The organism is Nostoc sp., assembly GCF_036916975.1.
Taxonomy (GTDB): Bacteria; Cyanobacteriota; Cyanobacteriia; order Cyanobacteriales; family Nostocaceae; genus Nostoc.
This window is the reverse complement of sequence record NZ_JBALFF010000104.1, coordinates 1-17,929: the sequence shown is the minus strand read 5'-3', so window position 1 is coordinate 17,929 and position 17,929 is coordinate 1. Positions and strand designations below refer to the sequence as shown.

15 protein-coding genes and 1 pseudogene are annotated in these 17,929 nt (G+C 40.9%); 8 read left to right on the top strand and 8 right to left on the bottom strand.

From position 1 onward, the window contains the following. Positions 1-290: 290 nt before the first annotated feature. The 3 genes from V7K73_RS25345 (at position 291) to V7K73_RS25335 (ending at position 1,579) form a co-directional block, all read left to right on the top strand. A complete protein-coding gene (locus V7K73_RS25345; RefSeq protein WP_334884149.1) occupies positions 291-560 on the top strand; it encodes an RNA-binding S4 domain-containing protein in 270 nt (89 codons plus the stop codon). A gap of 132 nt (positions 561-692) precedes the next feature. After that, positions 693-1,106: an alternative ribosome rescue aminoacyl-tRNA hydrolase ArfB gene (gene arfB, locus V7K73_RS25340; RefSeq protein ID WP_334884146.1), complete on the top strand. Its 414-nt coding sequence runs from the start codon at positions 693-695 to the stop codon at positions 1,104-1,106. A gap of 296 nt (positions 1,107-1,402) precedes the next feature. Beyond that, positions 1,403-1,579 carry a hypothetical protein gene (locus tag V7K73_RS25335; RefSeq protein ID WP_334884144.1) on the top strand — a complete coding sequence of 59 codons (177 nt, stop codon included), beginning with the start codon at positions 1,403-1,405 and terminating at the stop codon, positions 1,577-1,579. Between the two features lie 12 nt (positions 1,580-1,591). Here the strand turns inward: V7K73_RS25335 and V7K73_RS25330 are convergent, their stop codons facing one another. From V7K73_RS25330 to V7K73_RS25320, 3 genes and pseudogenes are all read right to left on the bottom strand, one after another. Continuing rightward, the gene (locus V7K73_RS25330; RefSeq protein WP_334884142.1) at positions 1,592-2,146 is read right to left on the bottom strand and encodes a pyridoxamine 5'-phosphate oxidase family protein; all 555 of its coding nucleotides are present in this window, start codon (positions 2,144-2,146) and stop codon (positions 1,592-1,594) included. 285 nt (positions 2,147-2,431) lie between these two features. After that, positions 2,432-2,968, bottom strand: a complete 537-nt coding sequence (locus V7K73_RS25325; protein ID WP_334884141.1) for a DUF937 domain-containing protein — start codon at positions 2,966-2,968, stop codon at positions 2,432-2,434. Positions 2,969-3,096: 128 nt separating this feature from the next. Further along, positions 3,097-3,326 (bottom strand): annotated as a pseudogene (locus V7K73_RS25320) (ATP-binding protein); the annotation flags it as partial. Between the two features lie 128 nt (positions 3,327-3,454). On the opposite strand from V7K73_RS25320, the gene V7K73_RS25315 reads away from it, so the two are divergent. Then, entirely contained in the window at positions 3,455-5,014 is a 1,560-nt protein-coding gene (locus tag V7K73_RS25315; RefSeq protein ID WP_334884140.1) for a YcjF family protein, read from the top strand. Between the two features lie 191 nt (positions 5,015-5,205). Here V7K73_RS25315 and V7K73_RS25310 read toward each other — a convergent pair whose 3' ends face one another. Then, on the bottom strand, positions 5,206-5,916 hold the full coding sequence (locus V7K73_RS25310; protein ID WP_334884138.1) for a PEP-CTERM sorting domain-containing protein: 711 nt from the start codon (positions 5,914-5,916) through the stop codon (positions 5,206-5,208). A gap of 574 nt (positions 5,917-6,490) precedes the next feature. On the opposite strand from V7K73_RS25310, the gene V7K73_RS25305 reads away from it, so the two are divergent. Further along, positions 6,491-8,248: a serine/threonine-protein kinase gene (locus tag V7K73_RS25305; protein ID WP_334884136.1), complete on the top strand. Its 1,758-nt coding sequence runs from the start codon at positions 6,491-6,493 to the stop codon at positions 8,246-8,248. 94 nt (positions 8,249-8,342) lie between these two features. Here V7K73_RS25305 and V7K73_RS25300 read toward each other — a convergent pair whose 3' ends face one another. The 3 genes from V7K73_RS25300 to V7K73_RS25290 form a co-directional block, all read right to left on the bottom strand. Continuing rightward, entirely contained in the window at positions 8,343-9,641 is a 1,299-nt protein-coding gene (locus tag V7K73_RS25300) for a hybrid sensor histidine kinase/response regulator (RefSeq protein ID WP_334884134.1), read from the bottom strand. After that, complete coding sequence (locus V7K73_RS25295) at positions 9,638-12,070, bottom strand: hybrid sensor histidine kinase/response regulator (protein WP_334884132.1); 2,433 nt, start codon at positions 12,068-12,070, stop codon at positions 9,638-9,640. The genes V7K73_RS25300 and V7K73_RS25295 overlap by 4 nt, the downstream gene beginning before the upstream one ends. A 468-nt stretch (positions 12,071-12,538) precedes the next feature. Then, positions 12,539-14,293 carry an N-acetylmuramoyl-L-alanine amidase gene (locus tag V7K73_RS25290; RefSeq protein WP_334884130.1) on the bottom strand — a complete coding sequence of 585 codons (1,755 nt, stop codon included), beginning with the start codon at positions 14,291-14,293 and terminating at the stop codon, positions 12,539-12,541. An 84-nt stretch (positions 14,294-14,377) separates the two neighbouring features. Between V7K73_RS25290 and V7K73_RS25285 the strand changes: the two genes are divergently transcribed. Both V7K73_RS25285 and V7K73_RS25280 read left to right on the top strand, forming a co-directional pair. Then, on the top strand, positions 14,378-16,015 hold the full coding sequence (locus V7K73_RS25285) for a CTP synthase (RefSeq protein ID WP_334884128.1): 1,638 nt from the start codon (positions 14,378-14,380) through the stop codon (positions 16,013-16,015). 94 nt (positions 16,016-16,109) lie between these two features. Next, on the top strand, positions 16,110-16,532 hold the full coding sequence (locus tag V7K73_RS25280) for a hypothetical protein (protein ID WP_334884126.1): 423 nt from the start codon (positions 16,110-16,112) through the stop codon (positions 16,530-16,532). Between the two features lie 117 nt (positions 16,533-16,649). On the opposite strand, the gene V7K73_RS25275 is transcribed toward V7K73_RS25280, so the two are convergent. Then, positions 16,650-17,273: a type I restriction endonuclease subunit R gene (locus V7K73_RS25275; protein WP_334884124.1), complete on the bottom strand. Its 624-nt coding sequence runs from the start codon at positions 17,271-17,273 to the stop codon at positions 16,650-16,652. Between the two features lie 354 nt (positions 17,274-17,627). Here V7K73_RS25275 and V7K73_RS25270 point away from each other — a divergent pair. After that, positions 17,628-17,929, top strand: a 302-nt coding sequence (locus V7K73_RS25270; protein WP_334884122.1) for an FG-GAP repeat domain-containing protein, incomplete at its 3' end; no start/stop codon positions are given.

The following is a 17,929-nucleotide window of genomic DNA, read 5'->3' as shown; positions in this document are numbered from 1 at the left end:
ATAGAAGATAATAAACTGCCATCACAGCTTTTTGTTATAGCGATATTTACAACGGGCTATTCGGCGTCGCTCTCCCATCGCCAAATAGTAAAATCAGCCCAAAGGTTGATGTGCGTTGTGATGTACTAATTTGGAAATGCATCGGGACGCATTGGTATTGCAAGGTATTACCAAATTAATTCCCTAGAAATTAATGAAATACTGGACTCAGGTGATTATGTGGCGCAATAGATTCAGACTTTGCCTCGATCGCGTCACGATACAATTAAGATGGTGTAGTTTTATTTAGTATGAAGAAAATCAGAGACAACACAATTAAGTTAAATCAATATTTAAAGTTGATGGGTATAGTGCCAAGTGGAGGCCAAGCCAAGCTGATGATTCAAGGTGGCGATGTTCAAGTCAACGGTATGTTAGAAACCCGACGAGGGCGGCGACTAGTGCCAGGTGATAAAGTGACAATAGAAGGAAAGACTTTAGAGGTGAATTTGGACAACAATGAAGACCAAGATGTAGTAATAGATTCTCCCGAAGAAACCGAGTTAGGACTTACCTATTAGGTACTAAATGTAGGGGCAATTCATGAATTGCCCCTACGGGAAATCAGAGCTTTCACTGCCTTGAAAGCGTAAGTCCTGTGAGTAAAGGATTTTTATCCTAAATTGAAATGTTCCTCTTTTCCCTTGTGAGTAATGCTGCAAATTTCCAACAAAGTTATTATCCCACAGAGTGAGATTGAAATTAGTGCAATTCGTTCGCAAGGAGCGGGAGGCCAAAATGTGAATAAGGTTTCCACGGCGATTCACTTCCGCTTTGATATTGCGGCTTCATCATTACCCGATTATTATAAAGAACAGCTTTTAAAGTTGAGCGATCGCCGCATCACCCAGGATGGAGTTGTTGTCATCAAAGCGCAGGAACACCGCAGCCAAGAGAACAATCGGGAGTCAGCTTTGAAACGACTTCAAGAACTTATTCAAAGTGCAGTTGTAGTAACGATAAAACGCAAACCCACCAAACCAACTCGCAGTTCTCAAAGAAAGCGCCTTGACTACAAAACTAAGCGCGGACAGGTTAAGTCTAACAGAGGACAGGTGATTGAATAATTCATAATTCATAATTCATAATTGTTGGGATAGAGCAAATCATTTTATTGATGGACAAAAATAAATTTTTAAAGTTTGGCGCTCATTTTTTTTGCAAAATCTTACCAGCGTAGGACTTAAGCAAAAGTACACGCAGTAGGGGCAATTCATGAATTGCCCCTACGTGAAAATAAGGGTTTCGGCTATTGTTTGCGTAAGTCATGCACAGAACTAAGAAGAATTCCTTCTATAGACTGTGGTCAAGTTCATGGGTTAGTTGGTTAGCTTGAGAGTAGCAACTATTAAAGGTGAAAAAGATGAATAAGACATTACTAACAATTTTGATGCTTGTGCTTTTACTCTTATTCATCATCTCTCCCTTTGCTGCCCTTGCTAGTTTAATGCTGATAGTGTTAGTTTCGGCGTTTTTCTCTTTACTAGGAAACTTGTTCCAAGTAATAATTAGTGGTGACACCGATCCTAAAAGGTCTTAAGCATTGTAAAATTTAAAATAATTTACTCAGTGGTGTGGCTAAACCGTCAATAGTGAGGAGATTTTTCTGCTGTTGAAATTCTCTAACTCCCTCTTCGCCTTTTTTACTAGCCCAGTTTACTAAAGTCTGGCGCTGACCTCGATATTCATATAGTGGTACGCCAAAACCACAGGAAGTCTGGATTTTTTCAATGTCAGCGACGATAATTTGACGAGTTCCAGGAATCGGTACAAACAAAGAGTAGAGGGAGTCCCAATCTGGAGAATTCCGTAAAATCGTCTTTCCTTGACCGTAAAGCCGGAGGATACGCGCGGGTTCCTCAAAAGCGCAAAACATAAAGGTTATCCGCCCATTCTCTTCTAAGTGGGCTGATGTTTCGTTACCACTGCCTGTAAGGTCTACATAACCTACTCGGTTGGGAGAGAGGACGCGAAAGCAGCCTAAACCTTTAGGAGACAGGTTAACATGATCCGTAGGACTCAAGGGTGCAGAGCCAACAAAGAAAAGGTGTTGGGCTGCAATAAAGTCTTGGAGTTCCTCAGTGATACAGTCAAAAAATTTAGACATAGACTGTCTGATTTATATTTGCAAATTTCCGATGTTCTCAGCCTATGTCTTAGCTAAGAATCTAGCAAGGGTTAATTGCCGAAGGAGTGGGGAGTTAGGAGTTGGGAGTTAGGAGTTGGGAGTTAGGAGTTGGGAGTTAGGAGTTGGGAGTTGGGAGTTAGGAGTTAGGAGTTAGGAGTTAGGAGTTAGGAGTTAGGAGTTTGGAGTTAGGAGTTTGGAGTTGGGAGTTGGGAGTTGGGAGTTGGGAGTTGGGAGTTGGGAGTTGGGAGTGGGGTTTAATAAGTGTTACTTTTGCATATACCGACTAGCCATTTGGATGGCATCAGCGATATCGACATCACCATCGCCGTCAGCATCCAAGAAAGAATTCAGTACAGGATTCGCGCCAGCTTGGGGATTTGCACCTGATTGCAAAAACTTCAGTACCAAAGGGACTGCTAAAGGCAGCAATTGTTGAACTATACCAGTATCCAATCCAGTCCGTTCGGCTGCAACCTGAGCTACCTGTTGTTGTATCTGAGGAGAAAACAGCGAATTGACGGCTTCGGGGTTAGGTGAAGTACCGGCATATTGATTAACTAGAGTTTGTGTGGCTTCATTACCATCTGTGGCTTGCTTTTGTTGTAAAGCAGAACGCACTTGACTACCGACAATTGACAAAACTGATTGGATGGTAGAAGGGTCTGTGCCAGTGCGTTGGCTTTGCCCACCGTAGGTATCGCTCAACTGTTGTACAGTGTTAACAATACTTCCCAATTGACCTAAGCTGCCTTGTTGATTGGGATTAGCAACGGCACCAAGAATTTGATCGAAAAGTCCCATAAGTTTTCTCTGTTTGTTCTCAAAAAATTTGCTAAAACTGGCGTTAGTCCACTAAAAAATTAAAACATGCGAGCTTCATAATGAACGAATAAAATTTCAAAAGCTACTAGCTTAAGGATGATAATTGGTTAAACGATACCTGCTTTAGGCAAAGCCAACACAAACTCTGTACCTCGATCTAACTCAGATTGGCAAGTAATTTTACCCTAATATTTTTCTACCACAATTTGATGGGCGACGCCGAATAGCCCGCCGTAGGCATCGCTAGCCCCAAACCAGTACCAATACCTCGTGGTTTGGTTGTGAAAAATGTATCAAATATCTTTCTCTGATTTTTTGGTGAAATACCAGAGCCATTTTGTTAGTCAAGCAGATGAGCCTTCTTGATTGAATCAAAAGCTGCTTCTGACTACTCTGGTAAAAAATACTGAAACTATTAACATTAGAAGCATCTGCCTACTGAATATCCACTAATATTTCCCAGCCATGCCTCTGTCACGCATAGTAACGCTGATTGTTGGTCTGATCGTCATTTTGGGGCTAGCCCTATGGCTAATTGATTCCCTATCGCGCCTCTATTGGCAATTGTCCTATTCGCCGTTGCTAGGCAATTTGCTGCTGTTGCTGCTGATTGTCCTCATTGGAGCCTTGGTTGCCGCTTTTGTCTATTATGTATTGGTGATTCAATCTGGAGAAAAGCGATCGCGCCGCAACCCAAAGCGAGTAACTGCGGCCCAAATTCCTGCTGCTAAATCTGATGCTGCTTCTACCACTCTCCAAGCCGTGCGCCAACAGGTAGGGCAAATTCAAGATGAAGTAGCACGCCAAGCTTTATTAAGTAAATCACGAGAGATTGAAGCGAACTTAGCACGCGGTGAAATTCAAGTAGTGGTATTTGGTACGGGGAGTGCTGGCAAAACTTCTCTAGTCAATGCAATTATGGGACGCATGGTGGGTCAAGTGGATGCACCGATGGGTACAACCCAGGTGGGAGAAACTTATTGTCTGCGGTTGAAGGGATTAGAACGCAAGATTTTAATTACGGATACGCCAGGGATTTTAGAAGCGGGGGTGGCGGGAACGGAACGGGAACAAATGGCGCGAGAACTAGCGACGGAAGCAGATTTACTCTTGTTTGTGGTAGATAATGACTTACGACGCTCAGAATATGAACCGTTGCGGGGATTAGCAGAAATTGGGAAGCGATCGCTCCTAGTTCTCAACAAAACTGATTTATATACAGATGAAGATAAAGAATCCATCCTTGCAAGGTTGCGTCAACGGGTACGGGGATTTATTGCAACTAATGATGTGGTAGCGATCGCTGCTAATCCCCAATCTGCCAAACTAGAAACTGGCGAAACCTTCCAGCCGGAACCCGATATTGTCCCTTTGCTGCGGCGCACCGCTGCTGTTTTACGCGCCGAAGGTGAAGATTTGGTAGCAGATAATATTCTTTTACAATCTCTGCGTTTGGGAGACGAAGCACGAAAACTCATTGATGGCCAGCGTCGCCGTCAAGCTGACAAAATTGTAGAACGCTTTCAGTGGATTGGGGCTGGTGTAGTATCAGTTACGCCTATCCCAGTCGTAGATTTACTAGCAACAGCAGCTGTGAATGCTCAAATGGTTGTGGAAATTGGCAGAGTTTACGGCTGTGAATTGAATATGGAACGGGGACGAGAGTTAGCCCTTTCTTTAGCGAAAACCATCGCCAGTTTAGGCATTGTTAAAGGAGCAATTGAATTATTATCTACAGCTTTGCAACTCAATGTTGCCACCTTTATTATTGGTAGAGCAATTCAAGGCGTGACAGCAGCTTATTTAACGCGAATTGCTGGTAAAAGTTTTGTTGAATATTTTCGTCATGACCAAGATTGGGGTGATGGTGGAATGACAGAAGTTGTCCAGCGACAGTTTCAAATTAATCGCAGAGATGAATTTATTAAGGCTTTTATTCAAGAAGCGATCGCCCGGGTGGTGAAGCCGTTACAAGATAAAAGTGAGGCGATGGAGGAACAAGAGAGCACAGAAGAACCTCGCTAACTATAAACTTTTTACTCGGCAACTCGAGACTTTAGCTATGAGCCGCTGAAATTTATTTCTGGGCGGGTGAGGAAGCTAACAGTTAATATCATGTCCGCTTGATTGCTTATTAAACCCGAAGAACCCCAAAGAGCCTGCGGGGAGGGGTTCTTTTATTATGGGTAATTTGGCGGACTTGATATAAGCTATATCTAATTATTGTTCCTTAAAGACGCTTTTCGCTTGTGCTTTAGCCACCAGCCTCCAACACCAACAACCACTATCCCCCCAAGCGCGCTAGGTTCTGGAACAGGGGTTGAATTGGTATCAACCACAAGTTTAGCAAATGGCGCTTGATCGCTACTACCAGTAAAAAGATATTCCTCACTAAGATCCCCCAGAAGCGCACCTCCAATTGAGAAATATTTTCCGCTTCTGGAGTTAATATCTGCAATGGCGTTGGAGTTAAGAGCAAAACTTAGGATTTCGTTTGAATCGCCAGAAGTACTGACCTTAAAAGTTCCATAGTTTTTACCAGTTCCCAAATCATTATAGATAGTGTCATTGGGGCTATTAATTTTCTGACTCAACACATTAGCAGGTGTTGAAACATCAAAAAAACCGAGAGTCTCTGTTGGATTTCCTGAACCTTCAAATCTTTGAATTTGCAAGGTTGCTGAAGACACTCCTACTAGATCACCAAGATTGAATGTAAAAAAGTTACGTAAATCTGACCCCCGGATATTTCCAGTTACATAGTTGGTATTATTGTTAGAATTAGGGCCAAGAAGTCCACCTTCAGCAGCCCACCAACCTTCATCTGATGCAGTCTTAGTAAAAGTTGCTGCTTGGGCTGTATTAAGCGTTCCTAATCCGAACCCAACAATAGCAGACGCAATTGCTAATTTATAAAACCTTTTCATTGGATATCTCTTTAAGTCAGAACCTGTTTAGCTGAAACTCACAAATCTATTCTTTATACAATCACTGCTTGGGAAAAAACGTCGTTGCTTTTGATAGGTTGATAATTGATGTTTTAGCGCTAAAGCGCCAACTACCAACAACCCATACTCCTCAATTTTTCGTTTACAGACTAGTAGTGAAAAATTAAGTACTGGGCTACCATTCTATTGCATTCTTAGCTTTGTGTTAGATGTAACAGTAGTTACGACGATATATTAGTTAAAAAAGTTGTGATTTTGCAATGATAAATACATAAAATTTATACAAGCTTTACATAATCTTTATATTCTAGTGGTATTTCATAAATTAATACTAGATAAAAATAATGGTTTCGGCTATCTTTTGCGTCAGTTCTATTCTTAAAGAAATTAGAAATATTGTTGCTCATTTTTTGAAATACTTAAGTAAAATTACTGAAGTAAATCCATTTTGCATTTCAGTAATTAAGGTTTGAGATATGTATTTTTCAAGCATTCCGGAAACCGGAGGGAATGGCTGAAAAGTAAATAAAAGGACTTACTGAGTAACCAGGTCATGACATACCACACAATCGGTAAATTACTACAAGGGCGTTACCAAATTATCCAAAGCCTGGGTGCAGGGGTGTTTGGACAAACATACATAGCTGTAGACGTAGATTATCCAGAGAATCCCAAATGCGTTGTTAAGCAGATTAAAGTTAGTAGTTCCGACTCAGGCTACTTGGAGATGCTGAGATTTCTGTTTCAGACTGAAACCGAAACCCTGAAGCTTTTGGGAAGCCATGACCAAATTCCTGAATTTCTCGCTTGCTTTGAAGAAAACGACCAGTTTTATTTAGTCCAAGAATGGATTGAAGGATATCCTCTGAGTAGGGAATTCCCCATTGCTCAACAATGGGGGTGTTTGTGGAGTGAAAGGGAAGTTGTAGAATTTTTGATAGATGTCTTAGATATTCTGAAATTTGTTCATTCTCACGGCGTTATCCATTGCGATATCAAACCAGAAAACTTGATCAGACGTAATAGCGATTTCAAGTTAGCTTTGATTGACTTTGGCTCAATTCAGTCTATCGATTTTGGGATAGGTGCCCAATTGCCTATTTATAGAATTCCTGTCACTTCATTAGGGTATATACCGCCAGAGCAATTTATTGGACAAACACAGCCCAACAGTGATATTTATGCTTTGGGTATGATTGCGATCCAGGCTTTAACAGGGTTAGAACCACTACAATTAAAAGCTGATCCTTATACTAATGAAATTGTTTGGCGTTCTGAAAACACGCCAGTTAATGATTATCTAGCTGCTGTTCTCAGCCAAATGATCCGCTACGATTATCAAAACCGCTTTCAGTCTGCGAGTGAGGTGCTACGGGTAGTTAAACAAATAACATGGGATCAGTCACCAGAAATATTAGAAGCAGACGATCGATATTTGATAGAGGCGGCGATTGAAGATAATAATCCTACATCTGGGAAATTATCTCCGTTATTAACAGGAATTAAAGTAGGGCTGGCGGCTAATTCTTTAGTGATGGGATTTGGTGTATATTCTTTAATTCATGCTGCACCTGCATACTCAGAAACAGAAACTTTATCTAAAGCCACACAAGAATATCAAACAGGAGATTTAGAAGAAGCGATCGCACTCGCTAAATCAATTCCCTCCCACAGCAATGTTTATCCAGAAGCGCAAGCCACAATTGAACAATGGCAAGAGCAATGGCAAGTAGCTGCACAGCAATACCAAATAGCTCAAACAGCTTTTAATGAGAGCAAATGGTCAGATGTTATTCATGCTGTTGCTAAAATTCCAAATATTTCATATTGGCAATCTAAAACAGCTAAACTAGTTCAGCAAGCATCCGTCAACATTGAAGCACAGACGCAATATTTATTAGCAAAAGCTTACGAAAGCGCCGATACAAAAGATTTTTCTGCTGCATTACAATATCTGCGGCAAATTCCTCAAGAAAGTCGTGCGGGTGCTTTAGTTCAAGACAAGTTAGCTGAGTACAATCGAAAGCGGCAGATTAGAGCAGCTTACTTTTTACAGAAAGCCTATAAACAAGCATTTGTTGGTGATTTTGATCATGCTGTAAAATTTCTCCGAAATATTCCCAACGATACTCTAGTTTATGCTCAAGCTCAAGTCAAAGTGAATGAATATACTCAAAAACAACGCTTGCTGATTGATTATCAAAAGGTAGCTTCTGCAAAAATTAAAAATTCATTTACCTCTAAAAAATCAACCCCTAATATTCAATATATTCAGACAGAAAAATACCTGCAAGAAGTGAATATTCGTTAGTTATCCCATTTTACGTTAATAATGATACAAATACCCTGCTAGGGGTCAGACAATGCCTGACCCTTACCATAAATCTATATGTATAGGACTATTGTTATCGGATGGGTAGTTCAATGATAAACTCTATGCCTTCACCTGGTTTGGAATCGTATGTGAGCTTGCCATGATGATTATTAACCACAATTTGGTAAGCAATAGATAGACCTAACCCTGTTCCTTTACCGACGGGTTTTGTTGTGTAAAAAGCATCGAATATTTTTGTGTTTTTGGCATTATTATTTATACCTGGCCCATTGTCCGCAACTTTTAAAATAACTTGCTCTCCATTTGTCTCAGTTGTAATTTTAATAACTCCAGGATTTTGATAAATTGTATCAATGTCTTTATTTGTATTTTTTTCCTCGATTGCGTCGATCGCATTACAAATTAAATTCATAAAAACCTGATTAATTTCCCCAGGAAAGCACTCAATAAGTGGCAGATTTCCATATTCTTTGACTAATTTTATGGCTGGGTGATGAGCATTATATTTAAAGCGATGTCCGAGAATGAGTAAGGTACTTTCTAACCCTTCATGCAAGTTAGCTAGTTTTTTACCAGCTTCTCTGTGGCGCGAGAAGTTGTTTAAATATGACACAATTTCTGTAACGCGATCTGTACCAAGCTGCATGGATTGAATAATTTTAGATAAATCATCTAACAAAAAGTTAAGGTCGCTTTTTTGAATCGCAGTTTGAACTTCATCTGGTGGCTCGGGCAGATATTTCTGATAGAGATGCAGTAAACTAACTACCTCGCGCACATACTGTTCAACAAAATTTAAATTCCCAGCTATAAAATTGATAGGATTATTAACTTCATGAGCAATTCCTGCTGTAATTTGGCCTAAAGATGCTACCTTTTCTGCTTGAATCAGTTGAGTTTGAGTCTGTTGTAATTCGGCGTTTTTAGCAATTAAGCTTTTCGTCAAATTTCTCAATTTTAGGTGATTTTCGATCCGCACTAAGACTTCTTCTTGCTGAAAAGGTTTGGTAATGTAGTCTACGGCTCCCAATTGCAAACCTTTGATTTTATCAGCTGTTTCTGAAAGGGCTGTCATAAAAATGACCGGAATATCTTGGACGCGAGGATTGCTTTTTAGCTGTTTACAGGTTTCAAAACCATCTATACCGGGCATCATTACATCCAGCAAGATTAAATCAGGTAAATCATCATTTTCTAATCGCTGAATGGCTTTTTCACCACTGCGTGCTGCCCAAACTTCAAAGCTAGACTGATCCAAAAAGCTGGATAAAACTTGTAAATTGGCAGGGTTATCGTCAACGACTAAGACAATTCCCCTCGAAGGAGCGTAATTGATAGAATTATTCTGGTCTTCAATAGTAGTTTTCATACTTTCTCCATTCCATATTGAGTCAAGAAATTGAGGATTAAATCTTCATCAAATTGCCTTGCTAGTTGCTTTATTTCATTAGCAAATGGCGCGAAGTTTGTGTCTGTTTGCTCTAGTTGATCGGCCCACTTGAGAATGCCATTGAAGTTACCTTTACTGGCTAAGGTGACTAGTTCTTGCAAGATTTGGGGGGAAGGAGGAGTTAATTGAACAGATTGGCTATTTGCTGTGGTTGCTTCTTTGGCTTTTTCTCCATCAGGCTGAGATTGCTTGTAAATCCATACCAAATTTAAATATTGTTGTAGTTGATGCAATAATTCATCTACCTTTATAGGTTTGGTCAAGAAGGCGTTACCTCCAGCTTCAAGACTGCGATGTTTGTCGGCTTCAAAGACACTAGCGGAAGAAACGATAATCAATACATCCTTAATTTCTGGAGTGTGACGCAGATGTTCAATTAATTCAAACCCATCCATTTCTGGCATCAGCAAATCTGTGATGATTAAGTCTGGCTTGAGGCCGATCGCTATTTCTAAACCTTCTTTACCGTTGCTGGCTTCAACTACATTAAAACCCAGTGGTTGCAGTAAGTTTGTAATCACTGTGCGATTTTCCCAGCGATCGTCAACCATCAAAATGGTGTAGGGGCTACCCTCAAAGCCAATGATTTGTTTTTCTGATGCAGTCATGGCAGATTGTACCCAGTCAGTCGCTTCGGGAATTTCCAACTCAAACCAGAAGCTACTCCCCAGATCGATCTGACTCTTAACATGAATATCGCTACCCATCATCTGTACTAACTGTCGAGTAATAGCTAAACCCAGCCCTGTACCTTCAGCTTGGCGCTTCTTATCACCTACTTGTTCAAATGGCAAGAAAATTTTATTCAATTCTACGGGAGTTATCCCAATTCCTGTATCTTCTACAGTGCAGCGAAGGCGATGTTTTACTGTCTGGACACTAGGAGGTTGATCGATTACTTCAATATTGAAAGTAACCTGACCTTCATCTGTAAATTTGATGGCATTTCCCAACAGATTCAATAGCACCTGACGTAATCTTTTGACATCAACATGAACTCCTGTAGGCAAATTAATCGCCGGTTGATAGATAAACAAAATGCCTTTTTCTTTTGCTCGAATCTGGCATATTTCGACAATTCCTTCGAGAAAAGATGGGAAATGCACATCATTTGGATGCAGTTCTAGCTTTTTTGCTTCAATTTTGGAGAGATCCAAAATATCATTAATTAAAGTCAGCAGATGAGAGCCGCATTGTTCAATAATATTGACATGGTATTGCTCTTGATTAGGTAAAGCTGGGGAACGCAGCAAAATTTGAGCACAACCGAGAATGCCATTCAAGGGCGTTCGTAGTTCATGACTCATGTTGGCTAAAAATTCGCTTTTAGCATGGTTGGCTATATCAGCCGCAGCTTTAGATTTTTTCAGTTGAGTTTGTTCAAATGCTTGCACTTGCCATAAGACGGTAATCATGGTGAGAGTCAGTCCACCGACAATTAAGGCAATTAAATCGAGAAATTGCAATCGAGATTCGATATTTTGGCGGGGAATCACCAAAGCCACAGACCAATTAGCGGCTTGCAACGGCAGATAAGCTACATACTTTTTAGTGCCGTCAATTTCCATTAACTCAATTCCCTGCTGTTTGTTTACCATCCTGAAGGCGATCGCATTTAAATTGCGATCGCCAATTTTCAGCAGGCTAGGTGCAGGTTTTTCTAAGGTTGACATTAACGCCGAGTTAGGATGGACAATCGCTTGTCCTTGGGAATTGAGCGCAAAAGCATAGCTATTCGCACCGTAGTACAGGGAGTTAACAACCTCTGCAATGTGATCGACTCTCACATTGCCGTGAAAAGTCCCTATCGGTGAACTACTGATAGCAGAATTTGACCAAATCGGGGTGGATATCGCAATTAAAGAAATTCCTGTAGAACGGCTAATGAAGGGATCGGAAATGTTGCTTTTTCCTGCAATTGCTTTTTGAAAGTAGTCTCGATCCCGAATATTTTTATTTGCTCGACCAACTTTTGTATTAGAATATGAACCATCTGGGGTAGCTAGTTGAAACAAAAAAAATTCATTGATCCGCTTGACTTCTGCCTTTAAATAAGGTTCTGCTACAGACCAGTTTAAGGATCGTACAGTTGAAGTATTCGCCAGGGTTTGTACCTCCACTTGGCGAACCTGTAACCACTGCTCAATTTCAGCACCCCCTCTCTGTACCTCTGAAAAAGCGCTCTGTCTCAAATCTTTGAGCATCATATTTCTAGCGGCTTGATAGCTGAAATAAGCAGAAATACTGACTATAAGGGTAGTGCCGCCAAGAATAAATCGAATTAGTAAATTTCGTGAGGGATAATTTTCTCTGTTAGATGCTGATAGGCTGGAGTTTGCTCGGATCAAGGGTTAGCTCCTTAATGGCATAGTTCGGTAAGAAGAAATTCTACGTTATCTTTAGATTGCCCAATAAATTACCGATGCTCACAGCTTTTGATAAAATAATCAAGAAATTTATAGTCAGTCCGTGTACTATAAGTTTTTATTTCAAAATATTATTGAAAATCAACTAAAATTCCAATTATTGGCTATAGAAGTGTTGTTAACAATTCGGAATTCGGAAGTATTAGAGTCAGCATGAAATGAAAAATCGAAGAAGCTAGAATAATTTTCAAAAAACTAGAGTTTCATTCCACTTTTAAATTTGATGAGTTTGTAATAAGCACAAAGCGTGCTTAAAAATCCACCACTAAAGTCCTAAAGAACGTGGATTAAATAAAATGCAAAACTTCATCAATTATCTCAATCCCTCTCATTTATAAGGAGAGGGATTGAGGGTGAGGTAAGCTAGGGATATAAGTAGAACCTCTAAATTTATCTCACACTCCTAAACCACTCAGTAATTCCCTGAGCGATCGCATGAGCCGTTTTCTTCTCTACCTCTGGGTTGACTATCTGCTCAAATTCATCGGGATTGCTCATAAAACCCAATTCCAGTAACACTGATGGCGCAGCAGTTGGACGTGTCAGCGCCAGGTTATCCCAAAACACACCATAAGAAGGTTTGCCGATTTTTTTGACTACATACTTCTGTAAAAATATTGCCAGGTTCTGGGCTTGCGGTTGATACCAAAAAGCGGCGAATCCCTTGATCTTTTCGGCATCGCCATCATCGGGTAAAGAATTGTGATGTATCGAAATAGCGATCGCAGGTTCTTCTCGACTGATAATTGCCTGACGTTCTACTAAAGAAAGTTCCTTGTCGTCCTCTCGTGTCATCACTACCGTTGCTCCTCGCTTCACCAAATCGTCCCGCAGCAACTTAGATACAACCAAATTCAAATCTTTTTCTAAATATCCAGTTGGGCCACTGGCACCAGTTTCTTTACCTCCATGCCCAGGATCTAGTACAATCTTGAGATTAGCTAAAGGCTTGCGTCTTGTGTTCCTAATTTTCGGCGGATGACGCAAAGCCAAAACCAGGGTTGTACCGTCGTATCTCAGCTTATATCCCCACTGTTGAGCTTTTTTGAGGTTAAAGGTGTATTTTACTTGTTCTGGAGCTTCCTGTTGCCAATCTAGGCGATTAATTAGGGGGTCATCATCCAGGCGAATTATGTCCGTTTGGGCAGTGGTATTGTAGAGAGTGAGAGCGATCGCACCCTCACTTTGTTGCACGCTCACAGGTACGGGAACTTGTAAGGGGAAAACTATCTCTGTCGCACCAGGGAGTTGACGGTATCCGACACTGCGAATTATTGTCTGTGGCGGAACTGCACCAGGTAAAATGCGCGTTTCTTTACTATTAATCCAAGCGCCATAGTCTAGGCGCAACCATTCAGCTTCTCTACCTGTTACTGTTGCGCGTGTGCCTTTGGGCAGTGGTGTAAGTCGAGAATAATCGGTGCTTGGGCCAGTGCGAGCCACGCCTGACTCTACTGTAACCTCAGAAACTGGCAATTCTGCTCTTGAGAGGATTTGAATTTTACCAGTCCCTGGTTGAGTTATCGTCTTACCATTGAGCGTCAGTTGAAACTGAGGTTGTCCCAGATCGGCGGCTGTTGCTACTGTGGTGCAACCTTTATAATTGCCTACGCTAGACTGGGCATAAGGCTGATTTTGCCCTGTCAAAGCCGCCAAATTACTTGGTAGTTGTGCCTGTTGAGGTTGGGGTGGAAGGGCAATAGTTTGATTAGCCAACTTGACAGATACGCTAGCGTTAGGGGGTGCGATCGCGCTAAAACAAATTAGTTCTCCCGGTAGTTTGGCAATGTCAACTGCGGGAGTCAGGGAATCTTTAGCAAAAGCTAACCCCTGTGGTAGTTCAGGGCTAGTGGTAAGCCTTGTCACTTCAATCTTGAGTTCTTGATTGTGGTAACGCACAGTAAAAAAATTCTCCCCCAACTGCAAGGGTAAACTAGGGGAAAAATGACCAGCTTTGCTGCGGTTAATTGGCTTATTATTGATCAAAACCTGACCATCTGGTGGTGCAGTACCCAGAAAGAAGATTTTTTCGGCACTTGTCTGGTAATTTGTATCGGGAAAAATGACTATAAGAGATGGCTGTGCCAATGCTATGGAGGAGGAGAGAATAAAGCCTAATATTACTAGTCCTAGAAGTTTTTTCACAGCAAATCATAGAAGATTACACCACAATAACTGTGGCACAATGACGGGATGTATTTTTAGAAGTTGTTAGAAATTCAAACTAGTATGACTAAGTTTATTTTTGTAACTGGAGGCGTAGTTTCCAGTATTGGTAAAGGCATTGTAGCAGCAAGTCTAGGGCGTTTGCTCAAGTCGCGCGAATATTCCGTGTCGATTCTCAAACTTGACCCTTATATCAATATCGATCCTGGCACAATGAGTCCCTTTCAACATGGGGAAGTATTCGTTACCCAGGATGGTGCAGAAACAGATTTGGACTTGGGGCATTACGAACGCTTTACCGATACCTCAATGTCGCGGTTGAATTGTGTAACGACTGGCTCAATTTACCAGGCAGTTATCAATAAAGAGCGACGCGGAGACTACAATGGCGGTACTGTACAGGTTATTCCTCATATTACTAATGAAATAAAAGAGCGAATTCTGCGAGTTGCTAAAAGTACAAACCCATCTGTAGTAATTACAGAAATTGGTGGTACGGTGGGAGATATTGAATCACTACCATTTTTGGAAGCAATTCGCCAGTTCCGCAAAGAGGTAGGACGGCAGAATGTACTGTATATGCACGTAACTCTGGTACCGTGGATTGCTTCAGCCGGTGAGATGAAAACTAAGCCAACACAGCATTCAGTCAAAGAGCTCAGATCCATTGGCATTCAACCAGATATTTTAGTTTGTCGGAGCGATCGCCCCTTACCCAAGGGATTAAAACAGAAATTGTCTGGCTCTTGCGATGTCCCCGAAGAATGCGTCATCACCTCCCAAGATGCCAAAAGTATCTATGAAGTACCCCTAAATCTAGAACGGGAAGGAATGGCAGAACAAGTGCTGAACTTGCTGCAAATGGAACAACGCAAACCAGATTTGACGCAGTGGCAAACCTTGGTAAAACGGTTACATAGTCCCAAGCATGAGTTAGAAATTGCCATTGTTGGTAAATATGTGCAGTTAAGTGATGCTTATCTATCTGTTGTAGAAGCATTAAACCATGCAGCAATTTCTACTTATGGCAAACTGCGTCTGCGTTGGGTAAATTCAGAAGATTTGGAAACTGAACCAGCCGAAACTTATCTTAAAGGTGTCGATGGTATAGTTGTGCCGGGAGGTTTTGGGGTTCGGGGGGTGGATGGCAAAATTGCCGCGATTAAATACGCGCGCGATCGCCAAATTCCCTTTTTGGGTTTATGCCTGGGTATGCAATGTTCTGTAATTGAATGGGCTAGGCACGTAGGGGGATTGACAGGCGCTAATAGTGCTGAATTTGACCCTCATACATCCGATCCGGTAATTAATTTATTGCCAGGACAGCAGGAAGTAGTCGATTTAGGGGGTACAATGCGCTTAGGGCTATATCCTTGTCGTGTTCTTCCTGATACACTGGCTTTTAAGCTTTATCAAGAAGATGTGATTTATGAAAGACATCGACATCGGTATGAGTTCAACAATGCTTACCGCGATTTATTGTTAAAGTCTGGTTACGCGATCAGTGGTACTTCTCCCGATGGACTGTTAGTTGAAATTGTGGAATTACCCAAGCACCCATTCTTTCTTGCTTGCCAATTTCATCCAGAATTTAAATCGCGCCCCAGTAGCCCTCATCCTTTATTTAAAGGGTTTATTCAAGCAGCGATCGCTCTTTCTCTTTCAATTTCAGGTACAGCAACACCATTGGAGGTTTCATAACAATTGATAATTAATTGCAACATTACCTAAAGGCTTCAGTAGACTTGGATATACAGGGTGCATCATTCGTAAATTTCGGACTTGGGGAGATGTTGTGGCGTACTGGGTGAAAATCCTTTACGAAAGGAGAGAATATGTAGTTAATTTTGAACGAGTCCATGCTTTTTGTTATGAACTGAACGGTAGGGTTACTTTTTGGTTACCCCATAGTGCCATTCCGATAGTGATTAACCCCCAAAGCAACTTGGAAGATTATCAAAAGATACTTTATTATTTAGAATGTGTGATTGGATTGGAATTAGATCATGCCCACTGGGTAAAAATCCATTACGAAAACAATGAATATGTAATTAATCTCAACTGCATCAGTTCCTTTTGTCATGAATCGAATGGCAGGATAACTTTTTGGTTGCCAGATGGCACTATCCCCATCATCATCAACCCTGTGAGTAATCCTGAATCTTATGAAAAAGTTGTGAAATACGTTAAAAAAGCAACAGGATATTCTTTGTCTTAATCTTAATTAGTAATATAGCGTTTCCTAATAAGCGTGATGTATCGCTTAACCTCACCCCGATAAAGCTGTGCTTCATCTCCCCTCTCCTTAACAAGGAGAGGGGTTGGGGGTGAGGTTTTAATCCCCAATTAATTCTCCAAAGCGCTTCAATATACTGAGTACTTGCTGTAATTCTGAATCGCGTTCAATTGATAGCGCATCAGATCGTTCATACCAAGGATGTTCTTGTTGAATCAATTTGATAAAAACAAATTCCCTACCGTTGATTAGTAAACCAAAAGTCGGTTGTGCAGCATTTGGACAATCAAGCATATAAGTGAGTGCTTGAGGTAAGGCTGTCATCACATCAAATTTACTGCTTTTGGATTCGATGACAAGTACCCAAAAACGTTTTTGGACGACAAGAACATCAATGTTTCCTTTAACAATAAAGCTTTCGTCTTCAGCAGAAATCTCCACAGAAGTCTCGGTTTCAATCTCAAAAGGAGGTTGATAAAACCCAGCTAAATCGAGTAAAGGAGACAGCACTACCATCTTTACCGCCTCTTCTGACATCAGACGGTGCTTACTTAAGTTTAAATAGTTGCTTTTTACTCGTGCGATCGCTTGCTTTTCACCATCAGTCAGAGTTGGTATTTCTGTCCATTCTGTAAAAAAATTGCTGTCTGTGGAAAGTTGCAAACCAAATTTTTCTTCTAATTCGTAAAGACTGATGTCTCTAGCTGGAATTGTTTTAACCATAATTTAAAATCTTGAATATTGTTAATCTGCAAAAATAGCGATCGCTTTTAAACGAATGCTGTTTACCTCCTGACTAGCGATCGCACAAACTCCTATTCTCTCGTCAGTTTCCGAAAGTTTGCGATCTACTGAATGTAAAAGTTTGTAAACGATAGCATAATTCCTAAAACTTAGCCGTAATTATACATATAGGACTCCTATTTGATTTTTGAAATAGACCCAGGGTGTGTTAGTAAAACGTAACGCACCCTAAATATACTTGGACTTTTTTAAAAATCAAATGGATTGCTATAGCTTTATCTTGCAATATTACTATGTGCAAGTTTGGTAGTGTCTTAATCAAGAAAAACAGCAATGCAAAATAAAATTGACTTTAATGGCGACGGTTTAAGCGACTTCATCCGCCAAGAAAAAGGTACAGCGGTGGATGGCAATCGTGATGTTGAAGTATATCTGTCCAAAGGAAACGGTACCTTTAATCCAGGCATCCCTTTAATAGATGCCTTTGCTGCCAACGGGAACGTTGCCAATCTGATTGTAGGAGACTTTAATGGTGACGGCTTAAGCGACTTCATCCGCCAAGAAAAAGGTACAGCGGTGGATGGCAATCGTGATGTTGAAGTATATCTGTCCAAAGGAAACGGTACCTTTAATCC

Excerpts from the sequence above, each read along its gene's own strand:
- V7K73_RS25305 (WP_334884136.1), top strand. The coding sequence starts at position 6,491 with ATGACATACCACACAATCGGTAAATTACTACAAGGGCGTTACCAAATT.
- V7K73_RS25315 (WP_334884140.1), top strand. The coding sequence starts at position 3,455 with ATGCCTCTGTCACGCATAGTAACGCTGATTGTTGGTCTGATCGTCATT.
- V7K73_RS25345 (WP_334884149.1), top strand. The coding sequence starts at position 291 with ATGAAGAAAATCAGAGACAACACAATTAAGTTAAATCAATATTTAAAG.
- V7K73_RS25330 (WP_334884142.1), bottom strand. The coding sequence starts at position 2,146 with ATGTCTAAATTTTTTGACTGTATCACTGAGGAACTCCAAGACTTTATT.
- V7K73_RS25275 (WP_334884124.1), bottom strand. The coding sequence starts at position 17,273 with ATGGTTAAAACAATTCCAGCTAGAGACATCAGTCTTTACGAATTAGAA.
- V7K73_RS25300 (WP_334884134.1), bottom strand. The coding sequence starts at position 9,641 with ATGAAAACTACTATTGAAGACCAGAATAATTCTATCAATTACGCTCCT.
- V7K73_RS25325 (WP_334884141.1), bottom strand. The coding sequence starts at position 2,968 with ATGGGACTTTTCGATCAAATTCTTGGTGCCGTTGCTAATCCCAATCAA.
- arfB (WP_334884146.1), top strand. The coding sequence starts at position 693 with ATGCTGCAAATTTCCAACAAAGTTATTATCCCACAGAGTGAGATTGAA.
- V7K73_RS25335 (WP_334884144.1), top strand. The coding sequence starts at position 1,403 with ATGAATAAGACATTACTAACAATTTTGATGCTTGTGCTTTTACTCTTA.
- V7K73_RS25285 (WP_334884128.1), top strand. The coding sequence starts at position 14,378 with ATGACTAAGTTTATTTTTGTAACTGGAGGCGTAGTTTCCAGTATTGGT.
- V7K73_RS25310 (WP_334884138.1), bottom strand. The coding sequence starts at position 5,916 with ATGAAAAGGTTTTATAAATTAGCAATTGCGTCTGCTATTGTTGGGTTC.